16 protein-coding genes are annotated in these 21,768 nt (G+C 72.0%); 9 read left to right on the top strand and 7 right to left on the bottom strand.

Features of this window, described 5'->3' with window-relative positions:
- The first annotated feature begins 13 nt into the window (after window positions 1-13).
- Both JK359_RS11350 and JK359_RS11345 read left to right on the top strand, forming a co-directional pair.
- Window positions 14-3,997: a HAMP domain-containing protein gene (locus tag JK359_RS11350; protein WP_201834530.1), complete on the top strand. Its 3,984-nt coding sequence runs from the start codon at window positions 14-16 to the stop codon at window positions 3,995-3,997.
- A gap of 166 nt (window positions 3,998-4,163) precedes the next feature.
- Entirely contained in the window at window positions 4,164-6,509 is a 2,346-nt protein-coding gene (locus tag JK359_RS11345) for a SpoIIE family protein phosphatase (RefSeq protein WP_236677700.1), read from the top strand.
- A 5-nt stretch (window positions 6,510-6,514) separates the two neighbouring features.
- Here JK359_RS11345 and JK359_RS11340 read toward each other — a convergent pair whose 3' ends face one another.
- Both JK359_RS11340 and JK359_RS11335 read right to left on the bottom strand, forming a co-directional pair.
- Window positions 6,515-6,964, bottom strand: a complete 450-nt coding sequence (locus tag JK359_RS11340; RefSeq protein ID WP_201834528.1) for an ATP-binding protein — start codon at window positions 6,962-6,964, stop codon at window positions 6,515-6,517.
- Between the two features lie 316 nt (window positions 6,965-7,280).
- Entirely contained in the window at window positions 7,281-7,454 is a 174-nt protein-coding gene (locus tag JK359_RS11335) for a CsbD family protein (RefSeq protein WP_201834526.1), read from the bottom strand.
- A gap of 157 nt (window positions 7,455-7,611) precedes the next feature.
- Between JK359_RS11335 and JK359_RS11330 the strand changes: the two genes are divergently transcribed.
- Entirely contained in the window at window positions 7,612-7,782 is a 171-nt protein-coding gene (locus JK359_RS11330; RefSeq protein ID WP_201834524.1) for a DUF5670 family protein, read from the top strand.
- Window positions 7,783-7,845: 63 nt separating this feature from the next.
- Here the strand turns inward: JK359_RS11330 and sph are convergent, their stop codons facing one another.
- The 3 genes from sph to mgrA all read right to left on the bottom strand — a co-directional run bounded on the left by sph (window position 7,846) and on the right by mgrA (window position 10,315).
- Window positions 7,846-8,871 carry a sphingomyelin phosphodiesterase gene (sph, locus tag JK359_RS11325; protein ID WP_201834522.1) on the bottom strand — a complete coding sequence of 342 codons (1,026 nt, stop codon included), beginning with the start codon at window positions 8,869-8,871 and terminating at the stop codon, window positions 7,846-7,848.
- Between the two features lie 96 nt (window positions 8,872-8,967).
- Complete coding sequence (locus tag JK359_RS11320; RefSeq protein ID WP_201834520.1) at window positions 8,968-9,147, bottom strand: hypothetical protein; 180 nt, start codon at window positions 9,145-9,147, stop codon at window positions 8,968-8,970.
- Between the two features lie 124 nt (window positions 9,148-9,271).
- Window positions 9,272-10,315 carry an L-glyceraldehyde 3-phosphate reductase gene (mgrA, locus tag JK359_RS11315; RefSeq protein WP_201834748.1) on the bottom strand — a complete coding sequence of 348 codons (1,044 nt, stop codon included), beginning with the start codon at window positions 10,313-10,315 and terminating at the stop codon, window positions 9,272-9,274.
- 177 nt (window positions 10,316-10,492) lie between these two features.
- On the opposite strand from mgrA, the gene JK359_RS11310 reads away from it, so the two are divergent.
- From JK359_RS11310 to pgm, 3 genes are all read left to right on the top strand, one after another.
- Complete coding sequence (locus JK359_RS11310; RefSeq protein WP_201834518.1) at window positions 10,493-12,037, top strand: MFS transporter; 1,545 nt, start codon at window positions 10,493-10,495, stop codon at window positions 12,035-12,037.
- Between the two features lie 149 nt (window positions 12,038-12,186).
- Window positions 12,187-13,026 carry a chitosanase gene (locus JK359_RS11305; protein ID WP_201834516.1) on the top strand — a complete coding sequence of 280 codons (840 nt, stop codon included), beginning with the start codon at window positions 12,187-12,189 and terminating at the stop codon, window positions 13,024-13,026.
- Between the two features lie 110 nt (window positions 13,027-13,136).
- Window positions 13,137-14,777 (top strand): phosphoglucomutase (alpha-D-glucose-1,6-bisphosphate-dependent), encoded by a 1,641-nt coding sequence (pgm, locus tag JK359_RS11300; RefSeq protein WP_201834515.1) that lies wholly within the window; start codon window positions 13,137-13,139, stop codon window positions 14,775-14,777.
- 113 nt (window positions 14,778-14,890) lie between these two features.
- Here the strand turns inward: pgm and JK359_RS11295 are convergent, their stop codons facing one another.
- Both JK359_RS11295 and JK359_RS11290 read right to left on the bottom strand, forming a co-directional pair.
- The gene (locus JK359_RS11295) at window positions 14,891-15,814 is read right to left on the bottom strand and encodes an SGNH/GDSL hydrolase family protein (protein ID WP_201834513.1); all 924 of its coding nucleotides are present in this window, start codon (window positions 15,812-15,814) and stop codon (window positions 14,891-14,893) included.
- 166 nt (window positions 15,815-15,980) lie between these two features.
- Window positions 15,981-16,283 carry a DUF5133 domain-containing protein gene (locus tag JK359_RS11290; RefSeq protein ID WP_201834511.1) on the bottom strand — a complete coding sequence of 101 codons (303 nt, stop codon included), beginning with the start codon at window positions 16,281-16,283 and terminating at the stop codon, window positions 15,981-15,983.
- A gap of 251 nt (window positions 16,284-16,534) precedes the next feature.
- On the opposite strand from JK359_RS11290, the gene JK359_RS11285 reads away from it, so the two are divergent.
- From JK359_RS11285 to JK359_RS11275, 3 genes are all read left to right on the top strand, one after another.
- On the top strand, window positions 16,535-18,151 hold the full coding sequence (locus JK359_RS11285) for an adenosine deaminase family protein (RefSeq protein WP_201834509.1): 1,617 nt from the start codon (window positions 16,535-16,537) through the stop codon (window positions 18,149-18,151).
- Between the two features lie 445 nt (window positions 18,152-18,596).
- The gene (locus JK359_RS11280) at window positions 18,597-19,121 is read left to right on the top strand and encodes a hypothetical protein (protein WP_201834507.1); all 525 of its coding nucleotides are present in this window, start codon (window positions 18,597-18,599) and stop codon (window positions 19,119-19,121) included.
- 397 nt (window positions 19,122-19,518) lie between these two features.
- Window positions 19,519-21,648, top strand: a complete 2,130-nt coding sequence (locus JK359_RS11275; RefSeq protein WP_201834505.1) for a hypothetical protein — start codon at window positions 19,519-19,521, stop codon at window positions 21,646-21,648.
- Window positions 21,649-21,768: the final 120 nt, after the last annotated feature.

The raw sequence follows: 21,768 nt of genomic DNA, 5'->3' as shown, positions 1-21,768 counted from the left end.
ATCGAGGGTGCGCATGGCCGGCAAGGCGACCGGGACGACCGAGGCCGTCCCGGGTGACCACGAACTCAGAATGCTGCTCGCGGGACTGACCGCGGTGCGCGACGGAGACTTCGGGACCCGGTTGCCCGACGACTCCACCGGACTCATGGGCGACATCGCGACCGTCTTCAACGGCATGGTCGACCAGCTGTCCGTGTTCACCTCCGAAGTCACCCGGGTGGCCCGCGAGGTGGGCACCGAGGGAACCCTCGGCGGTCAGGCGCAGGTGCCGGGCGTCTCCGGGACCTGGGCCGACCTGACCGACTCCGTCAACGCGATGGCCGGCAACCTCACCACTCAGGTCCGCGACATCGCACAGGTCGCCACGGCCGTGGCCAGGGGCGACCTGTCCCAGAAGATCGACGTGCCCGCGCGCGGCGAGATCCTGGAGCTGAAGAGCACCATCAACACGATGGTGGACCAGCTGTCGGCGTTCGCGGACGAGGTGACCCGGGTGGCCCGTGAGGTCGGCACCGAGGGCCGGCTCGGCGGCCAGGCGGACGTCAAGGGCGTCAAGGGCACCTGGCGCGACCTGACCGACTCGGTGAACTTCATGGCCGGGAACCTGACCGCGCAGGTGCGCAACGTCGCCCAGGTGGCCACCGCGGTGGCGCAGGGCGACCTCTCCCAGAAGATCACCGTGGACGCGCGCGGCGAGATCCTCGAGCTGAAGAACACCATGAACACGATGGTGGACCAGCTGTCGGCGTTCGCGGACGAGGTGACCCGGGTGGCCCGCGAGGTGGGCACCGAGGGCCGGCTCGGCGGTCAGGCGCAGGTGCGGGGGGTCGCCGGCACCTGGAAGGACCTCACCGACAACGTCAACGTGATGGCGTCCAACCTCACCGGCCAGGTCCGCTCCATCGCCCAGGTCGCCACCGCCGTGGCCAGGGGCGACCTCTCGCAGAAGATCACCGTCGAGGCCAAGGGCGAGGTCGCCGCGCTCGCCGACGTCATCAACACCATGGTCGACACGCTGTCGGCGTTCGCGGACGAGGTGACCCGGGTGGCCCGCGAGGTGGGCACCGAGGGCCGGCTCGGCGGTCAGGCACACGTGCCCAACGTCGCCGGCACCTGGAAGGACCTCACCGACAACGTCAACTCCATGGCCAACAACCTCACCGGCCAGGTGCGCAACATCGCGCTGGTGACGACGGCCGTGGCCAAGGGCGACCTGTCGAAGAAGATCGACGTCGACGCCCGTGGCGAGATCCTCGAGCTGAAGACCACCATCAACACGATGGTGGACCAGCTGTCCGCGTTCGCCGACGAGGTCACCCGCGTCGCCCGTGAGGTCGGCACCGAGGGCCGGCTCGGCGGCCAGGCCGAGGTCGAGGGCGTCTCGGGCACCTGGAAGCGGCTCACCGAGAACGTCAACGAACTCGCCGGCAACCTCACCCGGCAGGTCCGCGCCATCGCCGACGTGGCCAGCGCGGTCGCCGAGGGCGACCTGACCCGGTCCATCACCGTCGACGCCTCCGGTGAGGTCGCCGACCTCAAGGACAACATCAACTCCATGGTGGGGTCCCTGCGCGAGACCACCCGGGCCAACCAGGAACAGGACTGGCTGAAGACCAACCTCGCCCGGATCTCCGGCCTGATGCAGGGCCACCGCGACCTGCCCGTCGTCGCCGAACTCATCATGGACGAGCTGGTGCCGCAGGTCTCGGCGCAGTACGGCGCCTTCTACCTCGCCGAGGACGACGCGTCCGGGCCCGAGCTGCGGCTCGTCGGTTCCTACGGACGGCCCGAGGAGGACACCCGGCCCGCCCGCATCCCGTTCGGCCGCTCCCTGGTCGGCCAGGCCGCGCGCAGCCGCCGCACCATCGCCGTGGACGAGCTGCCGCCCGGGTACGTCACCATCTCCTCCGGTCTGGGCCAGGTGGAGCCCACCGCGCTGCTGCTGCTGCCCATCGTCTTCGAGGAGCAGGTCCTCGGCGTCATCGAACTGGCCTCGGTCACCCGGTTCACGCCGGTCCAGCGGGACTTCCTCCAGCAGCTCGTCGACACCATCGGCATCAACGTCAACACCATCGTCGCCAACGCCCGCACCGACGAACTGCTCCAGGAGTCGCAGCGGCTGACCAGTGAACTGCAGTCCCGGTCCGCCGAGTTGCAGGCCCGGCAGGAGGAACTCCAGCGCTCCAACGCCGAACTGGAGGAGAAGGCCTCGCTGCTGGCCGACCAGAACCGGGACATCGAGGCGAAGAACCTGCAGATCGAGCAGGCCAGGCAGGAACTGGAGGCCCGCGCCCGCCAGCTGTCGCTCGCCTCCAAGTACAAGTCCGAGTTCCTCGCCAACATGAGCCACGAGCTGCGCACCCCGCTGAACAGCCTGCTCATCCTCGCCCAGCTGCTGGCCCAGAATCCCTCCCGCAACCTGACCCCGAAGCAGGTCGAGTACGCGGGCATCATCCACTCCGCCGGCTCCGACCTGCTCCAGCTGATCAACGACATCCTGGACCTGTCCAAGGTCGAGGCCGGCAAGATGGACGTCACACCTGAGCGGGTTTCGCTGCGGCAGCTGATCGAGTACGTGGAGGCCACCTTCCGGCCGATGACCTCGCAGAAGAGCCTGGACTTCGCCGTCACCACGGCGGCCGGGGCCCCGGCCGACCTGCTCACCGACGACTCCCGGCTCCGGCAGATCCTGCGCAACCTGCTGTCCAACGCGGTGAAGTTCACCGAGCAGGGCGGAGTCGAGCTGCGGGTCGAGCCCGCGGCCGACGACGAGGTCCCCGAGAGCGTGCTGCGCGGCGGCGCGATCGTCGCGTTCCGCGTCCAGGACACCGGGATCGGCATCCCGGAGCAGCAACTGGAGTCCATCTTCGGGGCGTTCCAGCAGGCGGACGGCACGACCAGCCGCAAGTACGGCGGTACCGGGCTCGGCCTGTCCATCACCCGGGAGATCGCCCACCTCCTCGGCGGCGCCGTCACCGTCGACAGCGTCCCCGGCAAGGGCAGCACCTTCACCCTCTTCCTGCCCGTGGCGCGGCCCGACTTCGAGGAGGTCCTGCGCACCGGCCGTTCCGCGCCCAAGCCGGCCGAGCAGCTGCCGGCGGACGGCACCGGCGGGCACGAGCCGGCGGGGGCACCGCTCGTCACCGCGAAGCGGCAGCGCGCGCGCCGCCTGCTCGTGGTGGAGGAGCGACCGCGCGGCCTGCTCACGCTCGTCGCCGAGAGCGTGGTCGGAGACCTCGCGCACGGCCGCGCCGACGACAGCGACATGCCCGTCGACATCATCACCGCCGTCGGCGCCCAGGAGGCGGCGGGCGCCCTCGCTGCGGAACCGTGCCACTGCGTCGTCGTCGAACTGGGCATGCCGGACGGCGAGTCCGCCCGCTTCCTCGACGCCCTGCGCGGTGACTCCGCCCTCGCCGGCGTCCCGGTCCTGGTGCACGGCTCCCAGCGCACCGATCAGCTCGTCGACGGTGCGGACGGCCGGCTCGAGCACCTGTTCAGCCTGGACGAACTGCGCGAGCGGATCGCGCTGCACCTGTCCGCCGAGGAGCCCGGAGAGGTGCTCACCCTCGTCCGCAACGAGGAGCCCCTGCGCGCGGCACCCCAGTCACCCGACGAGCACACCCGTGGCCGGACCGTCCTCGTCGTGGACGACGACGCCCGCAACCTGTTCGCGCTCAGCGGCATCCTCGAACTGCACGGCTTCCGCGTCCTGCACGCGGAGAACGGCCGCAAGGGCATCGAGACCCTGGTGCGCAACCCGGGCGTGGAACTCGTCCTGATGGACGTGATGATGCCCGAGATGGACGGATACGCGGCCACCGCGGAGATCCGCAAGATGCCGCAGTACGCCGATCTGCCGGTGATCGCCGTGACCGCCAAGGCCATGCACGGCGACCGGGAGAAGAGCCTCGCCTCCGGCGCCAGCGACTACGTGACGAAACCGGTGGACACCCATGACCTCATCGCTTGCGTCCGACGCTGGCTCCCCGCATGAGGACGGCGCACGACGCCCGCCCGCCCACCGGACGAGGAACACGGACCAGGTGAACATGCACGAACCCCCCGCCGCCCCGGACATGACGGACGGCGTCCCCGTCCGGCTTCCGGGCGCGGACCCGGCCGACGGCATTCCGGTCCCGCTCCCGGACGCGGACGTGGCGATGCCCGACGTCCCCGCGGGCTCGCCGGTCGGCCGGCTCGCCGCCACCGTCGAGCGGCTGCGCCGGGAGGTACGGGCGGCGCAGGCCGAGGCCGAGGGCCGGGCCCTGGTCGAACTGGCCAAGGGCATCCTGGTCGAACGCCTCGGCTGCGGGCCCGCCCAGGCCGCCCGCCAGCTCGCCGAGCTGACCGAGCAGGCGCAGGTGACCCCGCTGGAGTTCGCGGTGGAGGTCATCAACCAGGCCGCCCGGGACCGGGTCTCGGAGGTCACGGAAGCCTTCCTGTCCGTCACCGCGGACCGGGAGGCGCCCGTCCGGGAGTCCGCCGCCGTGCGGCTGCGCGCCGCCGAGAGCGGGGTCCTCGCCGCCCACGACACCCAGGCGATGGCCGACTCGCTGCTCGACCATGCGCTGCGCCCGCTGGGCGCGGTCGCCGTGGCCATCTGGGCGGCCGGCTCGGACGGATCGCTCACCCTGGCCGGGAGCGCCGGTTTCCCGCCCGGTGAGGCGGCCCGCTGGCGGTACGTCCCGCCCGACGTGGCCACGGTGGCCCGCAGCGGTCTGAACCGGGCCGACGGGCAGTGGCTGTCCTCGCTCGCCGGGTCCGGGCTGCCCACCATCGGCCGGCGGCAGTACGCCGACGGCGCGCGGATCGCCGTACCGGCGGGCGCGGGCGGCCGTGTCCACGGCGTCCTGGAGATCGCCTGGCCCAAGCCCGAGGACCCGTTGCCGCGCCCGGTCGTCCGGCAGGTGGAGGCCCTCGCCGAGCTGTGCGCGCACACCCTGGAGACCTTCGCGTCACCGCCGGGCACCGGGCCGGAACCCCGGCTGCTGCCCGACGTGGTGGAGCTGATGGACCTGGCGGACGGGCTGCACGACCCCGCCCTGGTGCTGGTGCCGCACCTGGACGACGCCGGCCGGCTGGTCGACTTCCGCATCCAGCACGTCAACAGCCGCTTCCTCGACCCGGCGGGCCGGCCCCGGGCCGTCGTGGGCGGCGCCCTGCTGCTGGAGGCGTACCCCATGGCCGCCGGCAACAGCGAGCTGTTCCAGCGGGTGGAGCGGGTCCACGCCACCGGCGAGCCGTTCCGCGCCCGCCGTATGCGGCTCACCGCGCTGGTCGACCAGGTGCCGCTCGCCGCCGTCGCCGACATCAGCATCACCCGGCACGGTGCCGGCGTGCTGCTGATCTGGCGCATCGAGGACGAGGCGGCCCGGCTGGCCAGCCTGCTCCAGCACGCCCAGCGGCTCGGCCGGATCGGCGGCTTCGAGGAGAACCTGCTCACCGGCGAGATCACCTGGAACGGGCAGATGTTCAGCCTGTACGGCCGCCCTCCCACCAGCCCCCCGGCCGCCCTGCAGGACCTGCCGGCCCACGCCCACCCCGACGACGCCGTCACGCTCGGCCGCTTCCTGCGCACCCTGCTGCACCACCGCAGGCCCGCCTCCGCCGCGTTCCGGCTGCTGCGCCCGGACGGCGTGACCCGGCACATGCGGGTGGTGGCCGAGCCGGTCCTGGACACCGACGGCCAGCTGCTCGGCGTCCGCGGCGCCTACCAGGACATCTCCGCCCAGCACTGGACCGAGGTCGCCCTCGCCGCCACCCGGGACCAGCTGGCGCACACCGAGCAGCAGGCCCTGGAGCGCAACCGGCTGACCCTCCAGCTCCAGCACGCCATCATGCCGCCTGCGCAGGCCCCGCTGCAGGTGCCCGGTCTCCGGGTGGCGGTGCGCTACCGGCCCGCCGAGACCGAACACCTGGTCGGCGGCGACTGGTACGACGCCGTCGTGCTGCCCTCCGGACTGGTCCTGCTGTGCGTCGGTGACGTCGCCGGGCACGGCATCGAGGCGGCGACCAGCATGGTCGTCCTGCGCAACGCGCTGCGCGGCCTCGCCGTGACCGGGGCGGGCCCGGCGCAGCTGCTGGCCTGGCTGAACATCGTCGCCCACCACCTGACCGGAGGGATCACGGCCACCGCCGTGTGCGGCCTGTACGACGGCGAGCGGCGCACCCTGCGCTGGGCGCGGGCGGGTCATCTGCCGCCGGTCCTCGTGCGCGAGACGCAGGCCACCGCGCTGCCGCCGGCCACGGGGATGCTGCTCGGCGCCGTACCCGAGGCACGCTACGAGGAGACGGAGCTGCAGCTGGCCGAGGGGGACACCCTGCTGATGTACACCGACGGCCTGATCGAGCGCCGGGACCGCTCGGTGGAGGAGTCCGTGTCGCACCTGGTGGAGACGGCGGGCGCGGTGACGACCACCCTGGACCAGCAATTGGACCGGCTGCTGACCTACAGCAGGTCGGACACCGACGACGACACCTGCATCGTCGGCATCAGGGTCACCTGACCCGGTCAGCAGGCTGCCGCGGGGGCGAGCGGCACCGTGGCGGTGACCCGCTTGCCGCGCGGCAGCCAGGTCACCTCCAGCTCGCGCGACAGCATCGACACGAGGAGCAGCCCGTGGCCGCCGATGCGCCCGGGATCGGGCGTGCGTCGCCGCGGTGCCTGCCGGGAGGTGTCCGTGACGGTGATGAGCAGCGTGCCGGCGCCGGGCGGCAGCTCCAGGCGCAGGGCGCAGGGGCCGGGCGCGTGTTTGGCCGCGTTGGTCACGAGTTCACTCACCACGAGCTGGGCATCCTGCACCGAGCGCCGACCGGGGGCGGGCCGTGCGCGGGCGAGCAGGGCGCCGACGGCGTCCCTCGCCTCCGCGATGCTGGATACGCCGGCGTCCCAGGTGCGGCTGTAGCGCAGGTGCGCGGGGCGGGCCTGCGTGATCGCGTGCGTCCTGAGCGGGATGTCCATACCTCGTTGCCCTTTTCCTCCGGGATGAGGGTCCCTTCGTGTGCACAGGGAGGTCCTGCCGTCCCTGCTCGGCTACCCGCTCCGGGGCCCGTCAAGGGGACGTCCGCAAGGAATCCTCCGGATGCACACGAACGGCTGGTGAGGGGTGACGCGGCGGCCGGAGCCGGCCGCCCGGTCCGGCCGGTCCGCAACTCCGGGGACACGGCCGAACGGGCCCGGAACACAGCCGAACGGGCCCGGAACACAGCGGAACGGGTCCGGAAATCCGCTTCCGCTGGATTTCCGGACCCGTTCCGCATCCGATTCGGAGCACGCCTCAGTGCTTGAAGACGTCCTTGGTCTTCTCCTTCGCCTGCCGGGCGTCTCCGCGGGCGCCTTCCATCCGGCCCTCGGCCTCCAAGCGCTCGTTCCCGACCGCCCGGCCGACGGCCTCCTTGGCCTTGCCCTTGGCCTGCTCGGCCTTGCCCTTCGCCTTCTTGCTGCCAGCCATCGCGTGTCACATCCCAATCTCGACGCGGTCTCTGGTCCACATTCGGATTTCCGCTTCGCCGCCGTCCAAACCAGTCGTCCGAATCCGGGATCCGGGAAAAAAGAAGGGGCCTGACCGAGGGATTTCCGGGAACCCGCCGGAGCGGAGGTGGATAAACATGGTCCCTTTGCTGCTGGTTCTGCTCCTGGCACTGATTCTTTTCGGCGCGGGCTTCGCGCTGAAGGCGCTGTGGTGGATCGCGGTCATCGTGCTCGTGCTGTGGCTGCTGGGCTTCGTCGTCCGCCCGGCCGGGACCGGGGGCCGACGGGGCCGCTGGTACCGCTGGTAGGCGGCGGATCCCTGCACGGCGGCGGGCCCCGGCCGGAGCCGGGGCCCGCCGCCGTGTGCCGGCTCAACCCGTGAAGGCCCGCAGCGGGTAGTGGTCCGAGAGGTTCGTGTAGGTGTACGACGTCCCCCAGCTGGTCACCGTCCAGGGCGCCGACTGCTCCTTGACGACCTCGTTGCGCCACCCGGCCGGCCGGGCGTTGCCGGACCGGGCGAGGACGTAGTCCAGGTCCTCGCGCGGATCGTCCGGGTAGCGGTAGCGGGCGATGGAGTTCTCCTGCGTGTCGAAGGAGTAGGGGTGCCCGGTGCGGGCGTCGGCCCCGACGAGGCCGGCGTCGGCGAGCATGGCCGCGTACTCGGCGCTGCGCGAGTCGACGTTCAGGTCGCCCGCGACGAGCACCTCCTCGTTCGCGGGGATGTTCTTGGCGTCCAGGAAGGCATCGATCGCCCGGAACTGACGGGCCCTCGTCTGCGCCGCCTCACCCGCGCCGCACCCGGGGTCGGTGGACTGCGCGTGCGTGCCGACGACGTGCACCCTGGTGCCGTTGACGTTCAGCACCACATAGGCGAAGCCCTTGTCGGACCACCAGTCGGCGCCGCAGGCGTCCTTGTAGACGTACTGCTCCTTGCGCAGGATCGGCCACTTGCTCAGCACCGTGACGCCGCCGTCCTCGGGCGTGGCCGACGAGTACGAGCCGCCGGTCGCGTCCCAGCCGTCACGGCTGCGGCCCACCACCGGGGTCTGGTACGGGTACTGGGCCGCCGCCTTGCTCTTCAGCGCGTCCGACGAGGAGTTGTCGAACGCCTCCTGGAGGACCACCACGTCGTTGCCCTGGAAGAAGGACGCCTCCGGTATCTCCGCGGCCCGGCGGTCCTGGCCCCAGTTGGGGTACAGGTTCTTGCTCATGAGGAAGACGTTGTACGTCAGGACCCGGAGTGCCGGAGCCGGCTCGGCGGCTGCCGCCGGTCCCGGACCGGCGAGCGCCGCCGCGGGCAGGGCGAGGGCGAGCACGGCCGCGGCGAGGGCGCGGCGCGGTGCGAAGGACGTCACTGGTTCTCCCTGTGGATGAAGGGGCTGAGTGGCGCCGCACATCAAACCATCAGGGATTACTCATAGGTAACACCCAGGAGCGCATCAGATGGCGCACAGCGGAGGAACCGGGGGATCCGCTGTGCCGCCGGGGGAGGGTTATGCGCCTGCGGCGGCCGTGCTGTCGCCGTGGCCGTCGGGCTGGCACGCGCGGCACAGCTCGTGGTCGCCGTCGCGCGTGACGACGGTTCCCCAGCCGAGGCACAGCTCGCAGTCGCGGGCGAGACCGAGATCGGGGTGGGGAGGCAGGACAGGGGTGCGGTGGGCTCCGTAGGTCATACGGTGAGCGGCTCCTCGAAATCGCGGGCGTGTCGCGAGGGCAGGGATGACAACGCTGTCCGGATGCACTCCATTATGTCCTACTTTTTCCATACGTCTGTGACGCAGGTCACATTTGGAGGGGTCAGCCGAGATTGCCGAGCCGGGCCTCCCGCCACAGGTCCACACCGCCGTCGGTCGCGAACGCGTCGATCTCGGCCAGCTCCTCGTCGCTGAAGGCCAGGTTCTCCAGCGCGGCCACGTTCTGCTCCAGCTGCTCCACCCGCGAGGCGCCGATCACCAGGGACGTGACCCGTTCGTCTCGCAGGGCCCAGGCCAGGGCCAGCTGGGCCAGCGTCTGGCCGCGCCGGGCCGCGATGCCGTTCAGGGCCCGCAGCCGGTCCCGCATGTCCTCCGTCAGCCAGGCGGCGTCCAGGGACGTCCCCCGCGCGGCCCGCGAGTCCTGCGGGACGCCCTCCAGGTAGCGGCCCGTGAGCAGCCCCTGGGCGAGCGCCGTGAACCCGATGACCCCGAAGCCCTCCTCGGCGGCCGCGTCCAGCAGGCCGTCGGTCTCGATCCAGCGGTTGAGCATGCTGTACGACGGCTGGTGGATCAGCAGCGGCGTGCCGAGGCCGCGCAGGATCGCGGCGGCCTGCCGGGTGCGCTCGGCATCGTAGGAGGAGATGCCGACGTACAGCGCCTTGCCCTGGCGGACGGCGGTGTCGAGCGCGCCCATGGTCTCCTCCAGCGGCGTGCTCGCGTCCAGCCGGTGCGAGTAGAAGATGTCCACGTAGTCGACGCCCATCCGGCTGAGCGACTGGTCCAGCGAGGCCAGCAGGTACTTGCGGGAGCCGCCGCCCTGCCCGTAGGGGCCCGGCCACATGTCCCAGCCGGCCTTGGTGGAGATCACCAGCTCGTCCCGGTACGGCGCCAGGTCCCGGCGCAGCAGCCGGCCGAAGTTGCTCTCGGCGGCGCCGTACGGCGGACCGTAGTTGTTGGCCAGGTCGTGGTGGGTGATGCCGAGGTCGAAGGCGCGCAGTGCGATCTCGCGCTGTGTCTCGAACGGGCGGTCGTCGCCGAAATTGTGCCAGTAGCCCAGGGACAGGACCGGCAGGTCCAGTCCGGAACGGCCGGTGCGCCGGTAGCGCATGGTGCCGTCGTAACGAGCGGGGTCCGCGACGTACGTCATCGGGTGTTCTCCGGTGGTGCCGTAGTAGGTGCCCCTGCACGTGCGCACGGGCTCGTCCACCCTGCGTCCTGGCGCTGCCCAAGTCCAACCGGCGTCCCCGATGGGATTGATCGGTTCCGTTTCTGAATCGGCCGACGGGGCAGGCGGTGATCAAGAGAGCGGGAGAGGGAGGCGCTCGTGAGCGATGCGACGACCGGCGGAGAGCGGCGGGCGCCCGGCGGGCCTCGGGCCCCCGGGGCCGTGGCGCGGCTGCCGCGCCAGGTCCGCGAGGAACTGGCCGGCAGACTGGTCCGCAACCGAGGGGCCTTCCGTGCGGACGACGTCCAGGTCGTCGAACCCCCGCTGCTCCGCCGGGCCGTCGGTGCCTCCGCGCTCGGCAACTGCATGGAATGGTTCGACTTCGGCGTCTACAGCTACCTCGCCGCGACCATCGGCAAGGTCTTCTTCCCGGGCGCCTCCCCGGCCGCCCAGGTGATCTCCTCGTTCGCGACGTTCGCCGCCGCCTTCGTCGTACGGCCCCTCGGCGGGCTCGTCTTCGGGCCGCTCGGCGACCGGATCGGCCGGCAGAAGGTGCTCGCCACCACCATGATCATGATGGCGGCGGGCACCTTCGCCATCGGCGTCATCCCCGGCTACGCCACCCTCGGCATCGCCGCGCCGGTGCTGCTCCTGCTGGCCCGCATGGTCCAGGGGTTCTCCACTGGCGGCGAGTACGGCGGGGCCACCACCTTCGTCGCCGAGTACTCCCCGGACCGCCGGCGCGGCTTCCTCTCCAGCTGGCTCGACTTCGGCACCTTCGCCGGCTACGCCCTCGGCTCGGCCCTGGTCACCGCGCTGAACCTGGCCCTGACGGACGGGCAGATGCTCTCCTGGGGCTGGCGCATCCCGTTCCTGGTCGCCGGACCGCTCGGGGTGATCGGCCTCTACATGCGGCTGAAGCTGGAGGAGTCCCCGGCCTTCCGGCAGCAACTCGACGACCACGAGAAGGCCCTGGCGCAGGAGTCGGCGGGCAGCGAGTTCAAGGACATCGTCCGCCATCACTGGCGGCCGCTGCTGGTCTGCATGGGCCTGGTGCTGCTCTACAACGTCACCAACTACATGGTGACCGGCTACCTGCCGACCTATCAGACCGAGACCCTGCACCGCTCCAGCGGCTCCGCGGACGTCCTGGTGCTCGTCGGCATGCTGTGGATCGTCGTGCTGATCACCTTCCTCGGCCGGCTCAGCGACCGGGTGGGCAGGCGGCCGCTGTACGCCGTCGCCGCGGCGGCGATGATCGTGCTCGCCGTGCCGGCCTTCTTGTTGATCAAGGCGCACGGCACGTGGCCGCCGATCCTCGGGGTGCTGCTCCTGTCCACCCTGCTGGCCTGCTTCGCGGCACCCAGCGCGGCCACCCTGCCCGCGCTGTTCCCCACGGCTGTGCGCTACGCGGCCATGGGCATCGGCTTCAACGTCGCGGTCGCCGCGTTCGGCGGTACCACGCCGCTGGTCACCGCCGCACTGGTCGACCTGACCGGCGACGACCTGATGCCCGCCTACTACCTCATGCTGGCCGGGGCCATCGGCCTGCTCACCGTCAGGTTCCTGCCCGAGAGTGCCCAGGTCCCGCTGAAGGGCTCGCAGCCGATGGTCGGTTCGCAGGAGGAACTGCGTGAGCTGATCTCCACGTCGAAGGAGCTGTACGCCTTCACTCGTGAGGGGGACAGGGCCCGGCGCGGCTGAGCCACGGGGGAGGGGGGAACCCAGGGTTGTTCGATCGTACGAACTTCTCGCATACCGGGTTACCGGGCCCTCCGGCATTTGATAGGAAACTTTCCTACCAGTATCGGTACGGACCAACTCCCCACCCCCCACTTCCCCTTGGAGTCCCTGTGGTGCACACGGACCGCGCAACACCTTCCGTCGCCCGGCTCTCCCGGCGCACCGTCGTGGCCGCGCTCGGCGCGGTCGCCTCCGGCGCCCTGCTCGGCGTCTCGTCCGCCGACGGGGCCCGCGCGGCCGCGCCGGGGCTGGACGACCCTGCGAAGAAGGAGATCGCCATGAAGCTGGTGTCGAGCGCGGAGAACTCCTCGCTCGACTGGAAGGCCCAGTACAAGTACATCGAGGACATCGGCGACGGGCGCGGCTACACCGCCGGCATCATCGGGTTCTGCTCCGGCACCGGCGACATGCTCGACCTCGTCCAGCTCTACAGCGACCGCAGGCCCGGCAACGTCCTCGCCGCGTACCTGCCCGCCCTGCGCAAGGTGAACGGCACGGACTCGCACGCGGGCCTCGACCCGAACTACCCCAGGGACTGGCGCAAGGCAGCCCAGGACACGGCGTTCCAGCAGGCGCAGAACGACGAGCGCGACCGCGTCTACTTCAACCCCGCGGTCGCCCGGGGCAAGACCGACGGCCTGCGCGCCCTCGGTCAGTTCGCCTACTACGACGCCCTCGTCATGCACGGCGACGGCGACGACCCGACCAGCTTCCGCAACATACGCAGGCGCGCCCTGCGCACCGCCAAGCCGCCGGTCCAGGGCGGCGACGAGACGACGTACCTCAACGCCTTCCTGGACGCCCGGGTGTGGGCCATGAAGCAGGAGGAGGCGCACAGCGACACCAGCCGCGTCGACACCGAGCAGCGGGTCTTCCTGCGCAAGGGCAACCTCGACCTGAACACCCCGCTCGACTGGAAGGTGTACGGGGACGGCTACCACATCGGCTGAATCGCACCGCGCGGTGCGCCCCGCTGGTGGGGCGCACTCGCACGGTGCGCCCCTGACGAGGGAAAATGGGCGGTGAGCGAACGATCCCACCGATGCGGAGGAACGGACTCATGCCGCACGAGCGAGCCGGCCGGCCGGCCGGTCCCGAGGACCTTGTCGACGTGGCCCGGCTGGTCACCGCGTACTACGCGCTGCACCCGGACCCTTCCGACCCCGCACAGCGGGTGGCGTTCGGCACCTCGGGCCACCGGGGTTCGTCCCTGGCGACCGCGTTCACCGAGGACCACATCGCCGCCACCAGCCAGGCCATCTGCGAGTACCGCGCGGCCCAGGGCACCGACGGCCCGCTCTTCCTGGGGGCCGACACCCACGCCCTCTCGGAGCCCGCCAGGGTCACCGCGCTGGAGGTGTTCGCCGCCAACGACGTGACCGTGCTCATCGACAGCGAGGACGGCTACACGCCCACCCCCGCCGTCTCGCACGCGATCCTCGCCCACAACCGGGACCGCGCCTCCGGCCTCGCCGACGGCGTCGTGGTCACCCCGTCGCACAATCCCCCCGCCGACGGCGGCTTCAAGTACAACCCGCCGAGCGGCGGCCCGGCGGCCTCCGACGCGACCTCCTGGATCCAGGACCGCGCCAACCAGATCATCACGGGCGGCCTGAAGGAGGTGCGCCGGCTGCCGTACGTCCGCGCACTCGCCGCCGACACCACGCGGCGGTACGACTTCCTCGGCGCCTACGTCGGCGACCTGCCGAGCGTGCTGGACCTGGAGGCCGTGCGCGCGGCCGGCGTGCGGATCGGTGCCGACCCGCTCGGCGGTGCCTCGGTCGCCTACTGGGGCCGGATCGCCGAACAGCACGGCATCGACCTGACGGTGGTCAACCCGCACACCGACCCCACCTGGCGCTTCATGACGCTGGACTGGGACGGCCAGATCCGCATGGACTGCTCCTCGCCGTACGCCATGGCCTCCCTCATCGAGCAGCGCGACCGGTTCAGCATCGCCACCGGCAACGACGCCGACGCCGACCGGCACGGCATCGTGACCCCGGACGCGGGCCTGATGAACCCCAACCACTACCTCGCGGTCGCCATCTCCTACCTCTACCGGCACCGCGAGCAGTGGCCGGACGCCGCCGGCATCGGCAAGACCCTCGTCTCCTCCACGATGATCGACCGGGTCGCCGCCGATCTCGGCCGCCGGCTGGTCGAGGTACCGGTCGGGTTCAAGTGGTTCGTGGACGGACTCGTCAGCGGCGACCTCGGGTTCGGCGGCGAGGAGTCGGCCGGCGCCTCCTTCCTGCGCCGCGACGGCTCGGTGTGGACCACCGACAAGGACGGCATCATCCTGGCCCTCCTCGCCTCCGAGATCACGGCCGTCACCGACAAGACCCCCTCGGAGCACTACGCGGACCTGACCGCACGCTTCGGCGCACCCGCCTACGCCCGCATCGACGCGCCCGCCACCCGCGAACAGAAGGCGCTGCTCGCCAAGTTGTCACCGGCGCAGGTCAGCGCGGACACGCTGGCCGGCGAGGCGGTCACGGCCGTCCTCACCGAGGCGCCCGGCAACGGCGCCGCGATCGGCGGGATCAAGGTCACCACCGAGAATGCCTGGTTCGCCGCCCGGCCTTCGGGCACCGAGGACGTCTACAAGGTGTACGCCGAGTCCTTCCTCGGCCGGGACCACCTCTCCCGGGTGCAGGAGGAGGCCCAGGCGGTGGTACTGGGAGCGCTCGGCGGCTGACCGGATCACGGGTCGGCCCCGGGAGGGGGCCGACCCGTGATCCGTCCACTGCCACGGTTCAGCCACGGACGCGGTTCAGCGGCGGACGCGGTTCAGCGGGGTCCGTCCGTGGGTCAGTCGCGGCTGTGGCCCCGGTCCAGCCGGGCCGCCACGGCCTGCGCCATCGCTGCTTCTCCCTTGGCGTTGGGGTGTGCCGGGGCCGCGGGGGAGGCCGGCTGGAGCGGCTCGATCCAGCGGTCCGCGGGCGCCTTGCACATGTCGTGGCCGACCGTGGGGCCGTAGGTGTCGACGTACTCGGCGCGGTTCACGGCGGCCACCAGGCGCAGCATCAGGTTCAGCCGCTTCTCGGTGTCGCGGAGGTAGGGGAAGTCGCCGGCCGCGAACGGGACTTGCGGGAAGCAGCCGCTGCCGTCGTCCGGCAGCAGGTCCGGATAGCCGACGACGACCACCCGGGCGTGCGGTGCGCGGGCGTGCACGGCCCGCAGCACCCGGTCGACCTTCGGCGCCGTCCGTGCGACGGCCAGGGCCAGCCGGTCGTAGCCGGAGGCCTTGTAGGAGCGTTCGCAGGGGTTGCCCGACGGGTCCTGGGCAGCGAGGCGGGCGCAGGTGCCGATGACGGAGCCGAAACCGACGTCGTTTCCGCCGATCTGCACCGTGACCAGGTCCGTGTCCCGGCCGAGGGCGTCGAGCTGGGGTCCGTTGCCGCCCTGCGGCTGCCACATCTCGGCCGTGGTGGCCCCGCCGCAGCTGACGTCGGTGAACCCGGTCACCTGCCCCCGGGCGGCCACGAGCGAGGGGTAGTTGTGGTCCGAGCGGGCACAGCCGGCGTCCACCTGCGCCGGGATGCCGGGGCCCGAGGTGTAGGAGTCGCCGAGGGCGACGTAGGAGGTCTCACGGCCGTGCCCGTGCCCGTCCGGGTGTGCCGTGGCCGGTGCCGTGCCGGCTGCGACCAGGGCCCACCCGCCCAGCACCATCCCCAGCACGGCACTCGGCCGCCGGCCGCTCACCCCGCCCGCCGGACGCCTGTCGTTCGCCATGGGTCCTCCCCCTGAGGCCGCTGCGTCGCGCGGTGACGGCACCGGAGAGCGGCCCTCGCGCGTCGGACTGGGCCTGTATACCGTCCGGTAGGTCTCGCCGACCAGAAGCGGGAAGCAACGAGTTCAGGGGGAGGCCGCGCCCAACTGCCGCGCGGACCGGGGTGCTTCAGACCGCTGACGTCCGCTCCGCCGGGGCCGGCGCCCGAAGCGTGGACGCCTGCGGTGCGGGCGCCTGGAGCACGGACGTCTGGAGCAGGGAGTCGTCCTCCGGCCGGGCACCGGAGAGGCGGTGGCGGGCGGCGATCAGAGCCATGTCGACGTCCCGGGTGCCGGTGGCCACGCACAGCGTGTACGAGATGTCCGCGAGCCGCTGCCGGGCCTGCGGGGTGCTCTCCTCGGCACCGAGCAGAGTGAGGGCCTCGTACTGCGCGATGAGGTCTTCCAGTACCGCGGGGTGAGCCATGAGCATGCGTCCGCCTCCCTGATGTGACGCCGATGTGCGAAGTCGCAGCGCGAATACCCGCGCGGACGCCACACATGCCCCGGCCGTTTCCTCGACCGCGCACCCCGCAGGGCAGGACGTGCGGCGGGGCCGGGCGGGACGGCGCCGGCGGCCGGGGCCGGCGACGGTGTGCCGGCCCGTCACCCGGTCGGGTGCTCTCCGGCGGGGATCCGCCCCATCGGGGCATGTCGCCGTGATCTTTCCGTGATCATGCCCCTGTGACTCTGCAACGTCGAAGTGCCGTGAGCCGCCGGGTCGTTCCGGCCGTGCTCGGCACCCTCAGTGTCCTGTCCCTGCTGTCCGCCCTGCCCGCCGCCGCCCAGCCGGCCCACCCCGACGACCGGCCCGCCGCGCCGCCGCCCCGGCAGGTCACGGCGGCGGAGGCGCGCACGGACGCCCACCTCCGCTCGCTGCGCGACCGGCCCGCGGCCCTGCGTGAATTCTTCCGGCAGCTGCCCAAGGGCGGAGACCTGCACAACCATCTCTCCGGCGCGGTGTCCACGGAGTACCTGATCGAGCTGGCGGCCGAGGACGGGCTGTGCATCGACACCGCGAGGCTGGCCGCCGTCCCGGCGCCCTGCGGCCCGGGCACCCGCCCGGCCGCCGACGCGCGCACCGACCGCGCCTTCCGTGACGCGGTGATCCGCGCCTGGTCCATGGAGGACTTCCCGCCCGACCGGAACGGCCACGACCACTTCTTCGACACCTTCGACAAGTTCGGCGAGGTGACCTGGCGCCACCGGGGCAAGCTGCTCGCCGAGGTCGCCGACACCGTCGTCCGCAACAACCAGTTCTACCTGGAGACGATGGTCACCCCCGCCTCCGACAGCGCGAAGAAGCTCGCCGCCCAGGTCGGCTGGGACGACGACCTCGCCGCCCTGCACCGGAAGCTGGTCGCGGACGGCAAGCTGGACAAGCTGGTGGCCGAGGCCCGTGAGGAGGCGGACGACGGCGACGCCGAGTTCCGTGCCGCCGAGCACTGCGGCACCCCGCACGCCCGGCCCGCCTGTGACCTCACCGTACGCTGGATCTCCCAGGCCTCCCGGGGCAGTTCGCCGGAGCGGGTCTTCACCCAGCTCGCCCTCGGCATGCGGCTGGCCGAGGCAGACCCGCGGTTCGTGGGCGTGAACCTCGTCCAACCGGAAGACTGGGACAGCTCCCTGCGCAACTACAGCCTCCAGATGCGCATGGTCGCCCACCTGCGCACCCAGTACCCGCGGGCCCGTGTCACCCTGCACGCCGGCGAGCTGTGGCCCGGGCTGGTCAAGCCCGAGGACCTCAGGTTCCACATCGCCGAGGCCGTGGACGCCGCCCGCACCGATCGCGTGGGACACGGCGTCGACCTCGTCCACGAGGACGACTGGCAGCGCACCGCACGCACCATGGCGGACCGCGAGGTGGCCGTGGAGGTGCCCTTCTCCAGCAACGCCCAGATCCTCGGGGTCAAGGGCGCCGACCACCCCTTCGGCACCTACCGCCGCTACGGTGTCCCGGTCGTCCTGGCCACGGACGACCCCGGGGTGTCCCGCATCGACATCAGCCACGAGTACCGGTACGCCGCCGACACCTACGGCCTCAGGTACCCCGAGCTGAAGGACCTGGCCCGCGCCTCCCTGGAGTACGGCTTCCTGACCGGCCCGAGCCTGTGGCAGGGCAACCCCACCGCCGCCGGCTACCACCCGGTCGCCGCCTGCCGAGGCGAACGCCCCGGCCTGCCCGTGCGCGGCGCGGCCTGCCGGCACCTCCTCGCGGAGAGCGCCAGGGCCCGTCTCGAATGGCGTCAGGAGGCCGCCTTCGCCGCCTTCGAGCAGGCGCACGCCCGCGCGTCGCGCTGACCGCACCCGACCGGTGCCGGGACGGCCGCCCCACGGCCCGTCCGGGCGCCGGCCGTACGCATGCTGTTAGCCGGAACGCCCGGGGCGGCTGCCCGGGACCACGAAGGTGCCCCGGGTACGCCGGCGGGCCCGCGGCCACGCCCCCACGCCCCGGCCGGAAACCGCGATCTGGCCGGAACGGAGCCCTCGCCACAACCGGTCTCCCTGATTCCGTCCGTCGCCGGGCGTCTCTTCCGCGCCAATGCCGTCGACGGCACCACCCTTCCGCACCGGCCCCCTCGCCCCTCCCGTCACCACCGTCCGGCGTGCGTGAACACAGTGAGTGACGGGTCGTCACGCTCTCTCCGCATCTTCTTCACGTGACGATCACTTTCGGCCGTTCCGGGTCCGTGCCCGATGCGGCGGTGCAGACGCCGCGGTGCGGGCGTGCCTAGCCTCCCGGGCCATGCGATCAACTCTGCTGAGACGCCTCGGGCTCACCGCCGTCCTCGCCTTCCTCCTCGCCGTCTTCGGCCTCGCGCCCAGCGCCAGCGCCGACCCCGCGCCGGCCGGCCTCACCTTCGCCACCGACACCGCAACCACCACCCCCGGCGGCACCGTGAAGCTGTCGATGACGATCACCAACAACAAGACCTACGACATCTGGTTCGTGTACCAGACCATCGACCCGACCTGGCTGACCACCCAGCGCCCGGACCTGAAGTACAGCTTCACCGGCTGCAGCCTGGCCACCGTGAGCGGCAGCACCCCCTGTTCCGGCACCGGCCCGAGCAACCTCGGCGGCAACTACGGCGCCACCATCCCGCCCGGCCAGAGCCGTACCGTCACGCTGACCCTCCAGGTCGCGGCCGACTCGGGCTGCAACGGCAACATCGGCTTCTACTCGTACTACTACGCCGAGTTCAGCGACAGCACCAACACCAGCGGCGGACCTGTCTACACGCCCGAGACGCGCGTGCTCTGCGCCTGACGGACTCCCCGGTTCCGGCGATCGGGTGACTGGATTCGGCCGCCTGGCCGGACAACCCGCGCGGAACGGACCACGACACGTCGCCCGGCGGGCCACCACGGCCCGCCGGTGCGTCGTACCAGGGCGAAACGGCCGACCCGAGCCGCCTGTCCACCGCGGCCCCCGCGCGGCGGCGACGGTAAAACGGCCTATCCGGTTGCCTCGGGACGCCGTTGGACACCTGCACTTTTCCGTCAGGTTTCGTAAGACGACCACAAAAGCTACACAGAGACATCACCATGTGACGCGACGGAAGCGTCGACGACCGGCTTCTGAGGGGGACGCCGGCGTCACGCGAGGGGGTGCGTCCGCTCCATGGAGCCGTGCTCACCCCTGCCCGGGGAGGGGACTTCACCGCATGAAGCGGACCATACGCACCACCGCGCTCACGGTGGGCGCGCTGATCGCCGCGCTCGGCCTGCAGGCCGGCCCGGCCGAGGCCGACACCACCGCACCGCGCATCGACCTCAGAGTCCTGGTGGTGAGCGACGGTGGTCCGGCCACCGACGCCATCGCCGCCGAACTCGACGCCGCCGGAACGCCGTACACGAAGGTCGACCTCACACGCTCCGACCGGCCCGCCATCGACGCCGGATTCCTCGCCGACACCGTCGACGGCCGGCCGCGCGCCAGGTTCCAGGCCGTCGTCCTGCCCAACGACAACCCGTTCGCCGCCGGCAACCCCGAGATGGCCGCGCTCGTCGCCTACGAGAAGACGTACGCCGTCCCGCAGGTCGACGCCTACACCTACGCCCGCCCGCAGGCCGGCCTGCAGGTCCCCACCTCCGGTGGTTACTCGGGCAGCATCGACGGCGTCCAGGCCCAGGTCACCGCCGCCGGCAAGGCCGGACCCTTCGGCTACCTGGACGGCACGGTGCCGTTCGAGGACAACTCGCCCACCGTCGGCGAGAGCTACGCCTACCTGTCCACCCCCGCCCCCGGCGCCGACTTCACCCCGTACGTGCAGGCCCCCGCCCCGGGCACCGGCAGGCAGGGCTCCCTCGTCGGCGAGTACCGGCACGACGGACGGCGCGAACTGGTCGTCACCTTCGTCTACAACCAGTACCAGCAGCAGTTCCGGCTGCTGGCCCGCGGCATCGTCGAGTGGATGACCGGCGGAGTGCACCTCGGCGCCTCCCGCAACTACTTCGCCGTCCACGTGGACGACGTCTTCGCCGCCGACGACCGCTGGGACACCCAGCTCAACTGCACGCCCGGCGACGTCGACTGCACCAACGGGGCCGGCACGCCCCACCCGATCCGCATGACCGCCGCGGACGTCGACCACGCCACCGCCTGGCAGAACAGCCGCCACTTCACCCTCGACCTGGTCTACAACGGCGCCGGCAGCGTCGACCAGCGCGAGGACAACAACGGCGTCGACCAGCTCGCCGACAAACTGATCGCCGACCGGAACCAGTTCCGCTGGGTCAACCACACCTACACGCACGCCTTCCTGGGCTGCGAGCAGAACGTCACCGTCGTGCCGTGGACCTGCTCGGCCAACGCCGACGGCAGCACCAAGTGGGTCAGCCGCAGCACGCTCGACCAGGAGATCGCCGCCAACCGCGCCTGGGGCCAGGCCGCCGGACTCCCCCTCCAGAACGACGAACTGGTCACCGGCGAGCACTCCGGTCTCAAACTCCTCCCGCAGCAGCCCGCCGACAACCCCAACCTGGCGCTCGCCCTCGGCGACAACTCCATCGGCTGGCTCGCCTCGGACAACTCCCGCGACCCCGTGCAGCGCCAGGTCGGCCCCGCCACCACCGTCGCCCGCTACCCGATGAACGTCTTCTACAACGCGGGCAGGGCCGCCGAGCAGGTCGACGAGTACAACTGGCTCTACACCAGCCGCGCCCAGGGCGGCAGCGGCATCTGCGAGGACAACCCCGCGACCACCACCTGCCTGCCCGCCCCGCTGAACGCCGGCAGCGGCTACGGCGACTACATCGTGCCGCTGGAGACCCGTATCGCCCTCGGACACGTGCTGGCCAACGACCCCAAGCCGCACTTCATCCACCAGTCCAACCTCGCCGAGGAGCGCATCGCCTACCCCGTCCTCGACGGCGTTCTGGACGGCTACGACGCCCTCTTCGCGGACAACACCCCCGTGGTGAACCTGCGGATGAAGGACATCGGCGTCGAACTCCAGCGCCGCGCCGCCTGGAAGACCGCCGTCCAGGCCGGCCAGGTGACCGCCTACCGCATCGGCGGCACCGTCACCGTGCAGGGCCCGGACGGCACCGCCGTACCGGCGACCCTGCCCACCGGCACCACCCGTGACGCCGCCGCCTTCGGCACCGCCTACGCGGGCGCCGCCTCCGGCTGGACCGCCTCCGACGGCAGCGCGCTGACCTTCACCCTGCCGTCCTCCGCCGCCGCACCGGCCGCCACCCCGGGCACCACCGCAGCCGCCACCCGCCCGGCCCCGCGCACCAAGGTCCCCGCAGGTGTGACCGAGCAGGTGCCGTACACCCCGGACAGCTGACCGGCGCACCGACCCGAGGGCCGGTCCGGCGACTCCCGCGCACTGCCGCGACGGGAGCCGGCCGGACGGGCCCGGGTCCCGGCCGTCCACCGACGCCCGGCACCCGCACCACCACCCCAC

Source organism: Streptomyces actinomycinicus (assembly GCF_016741775.1).
Lineage (GTDB): Bacteria > Actinomycetota > Actinomycetes > Streptomycetales > Streptomycetaceae > Streptomyces > Streptomyces actinomycinicus.
This window is presented reverse-complemented; position numbering and strand designations above follow the sequence as displayed.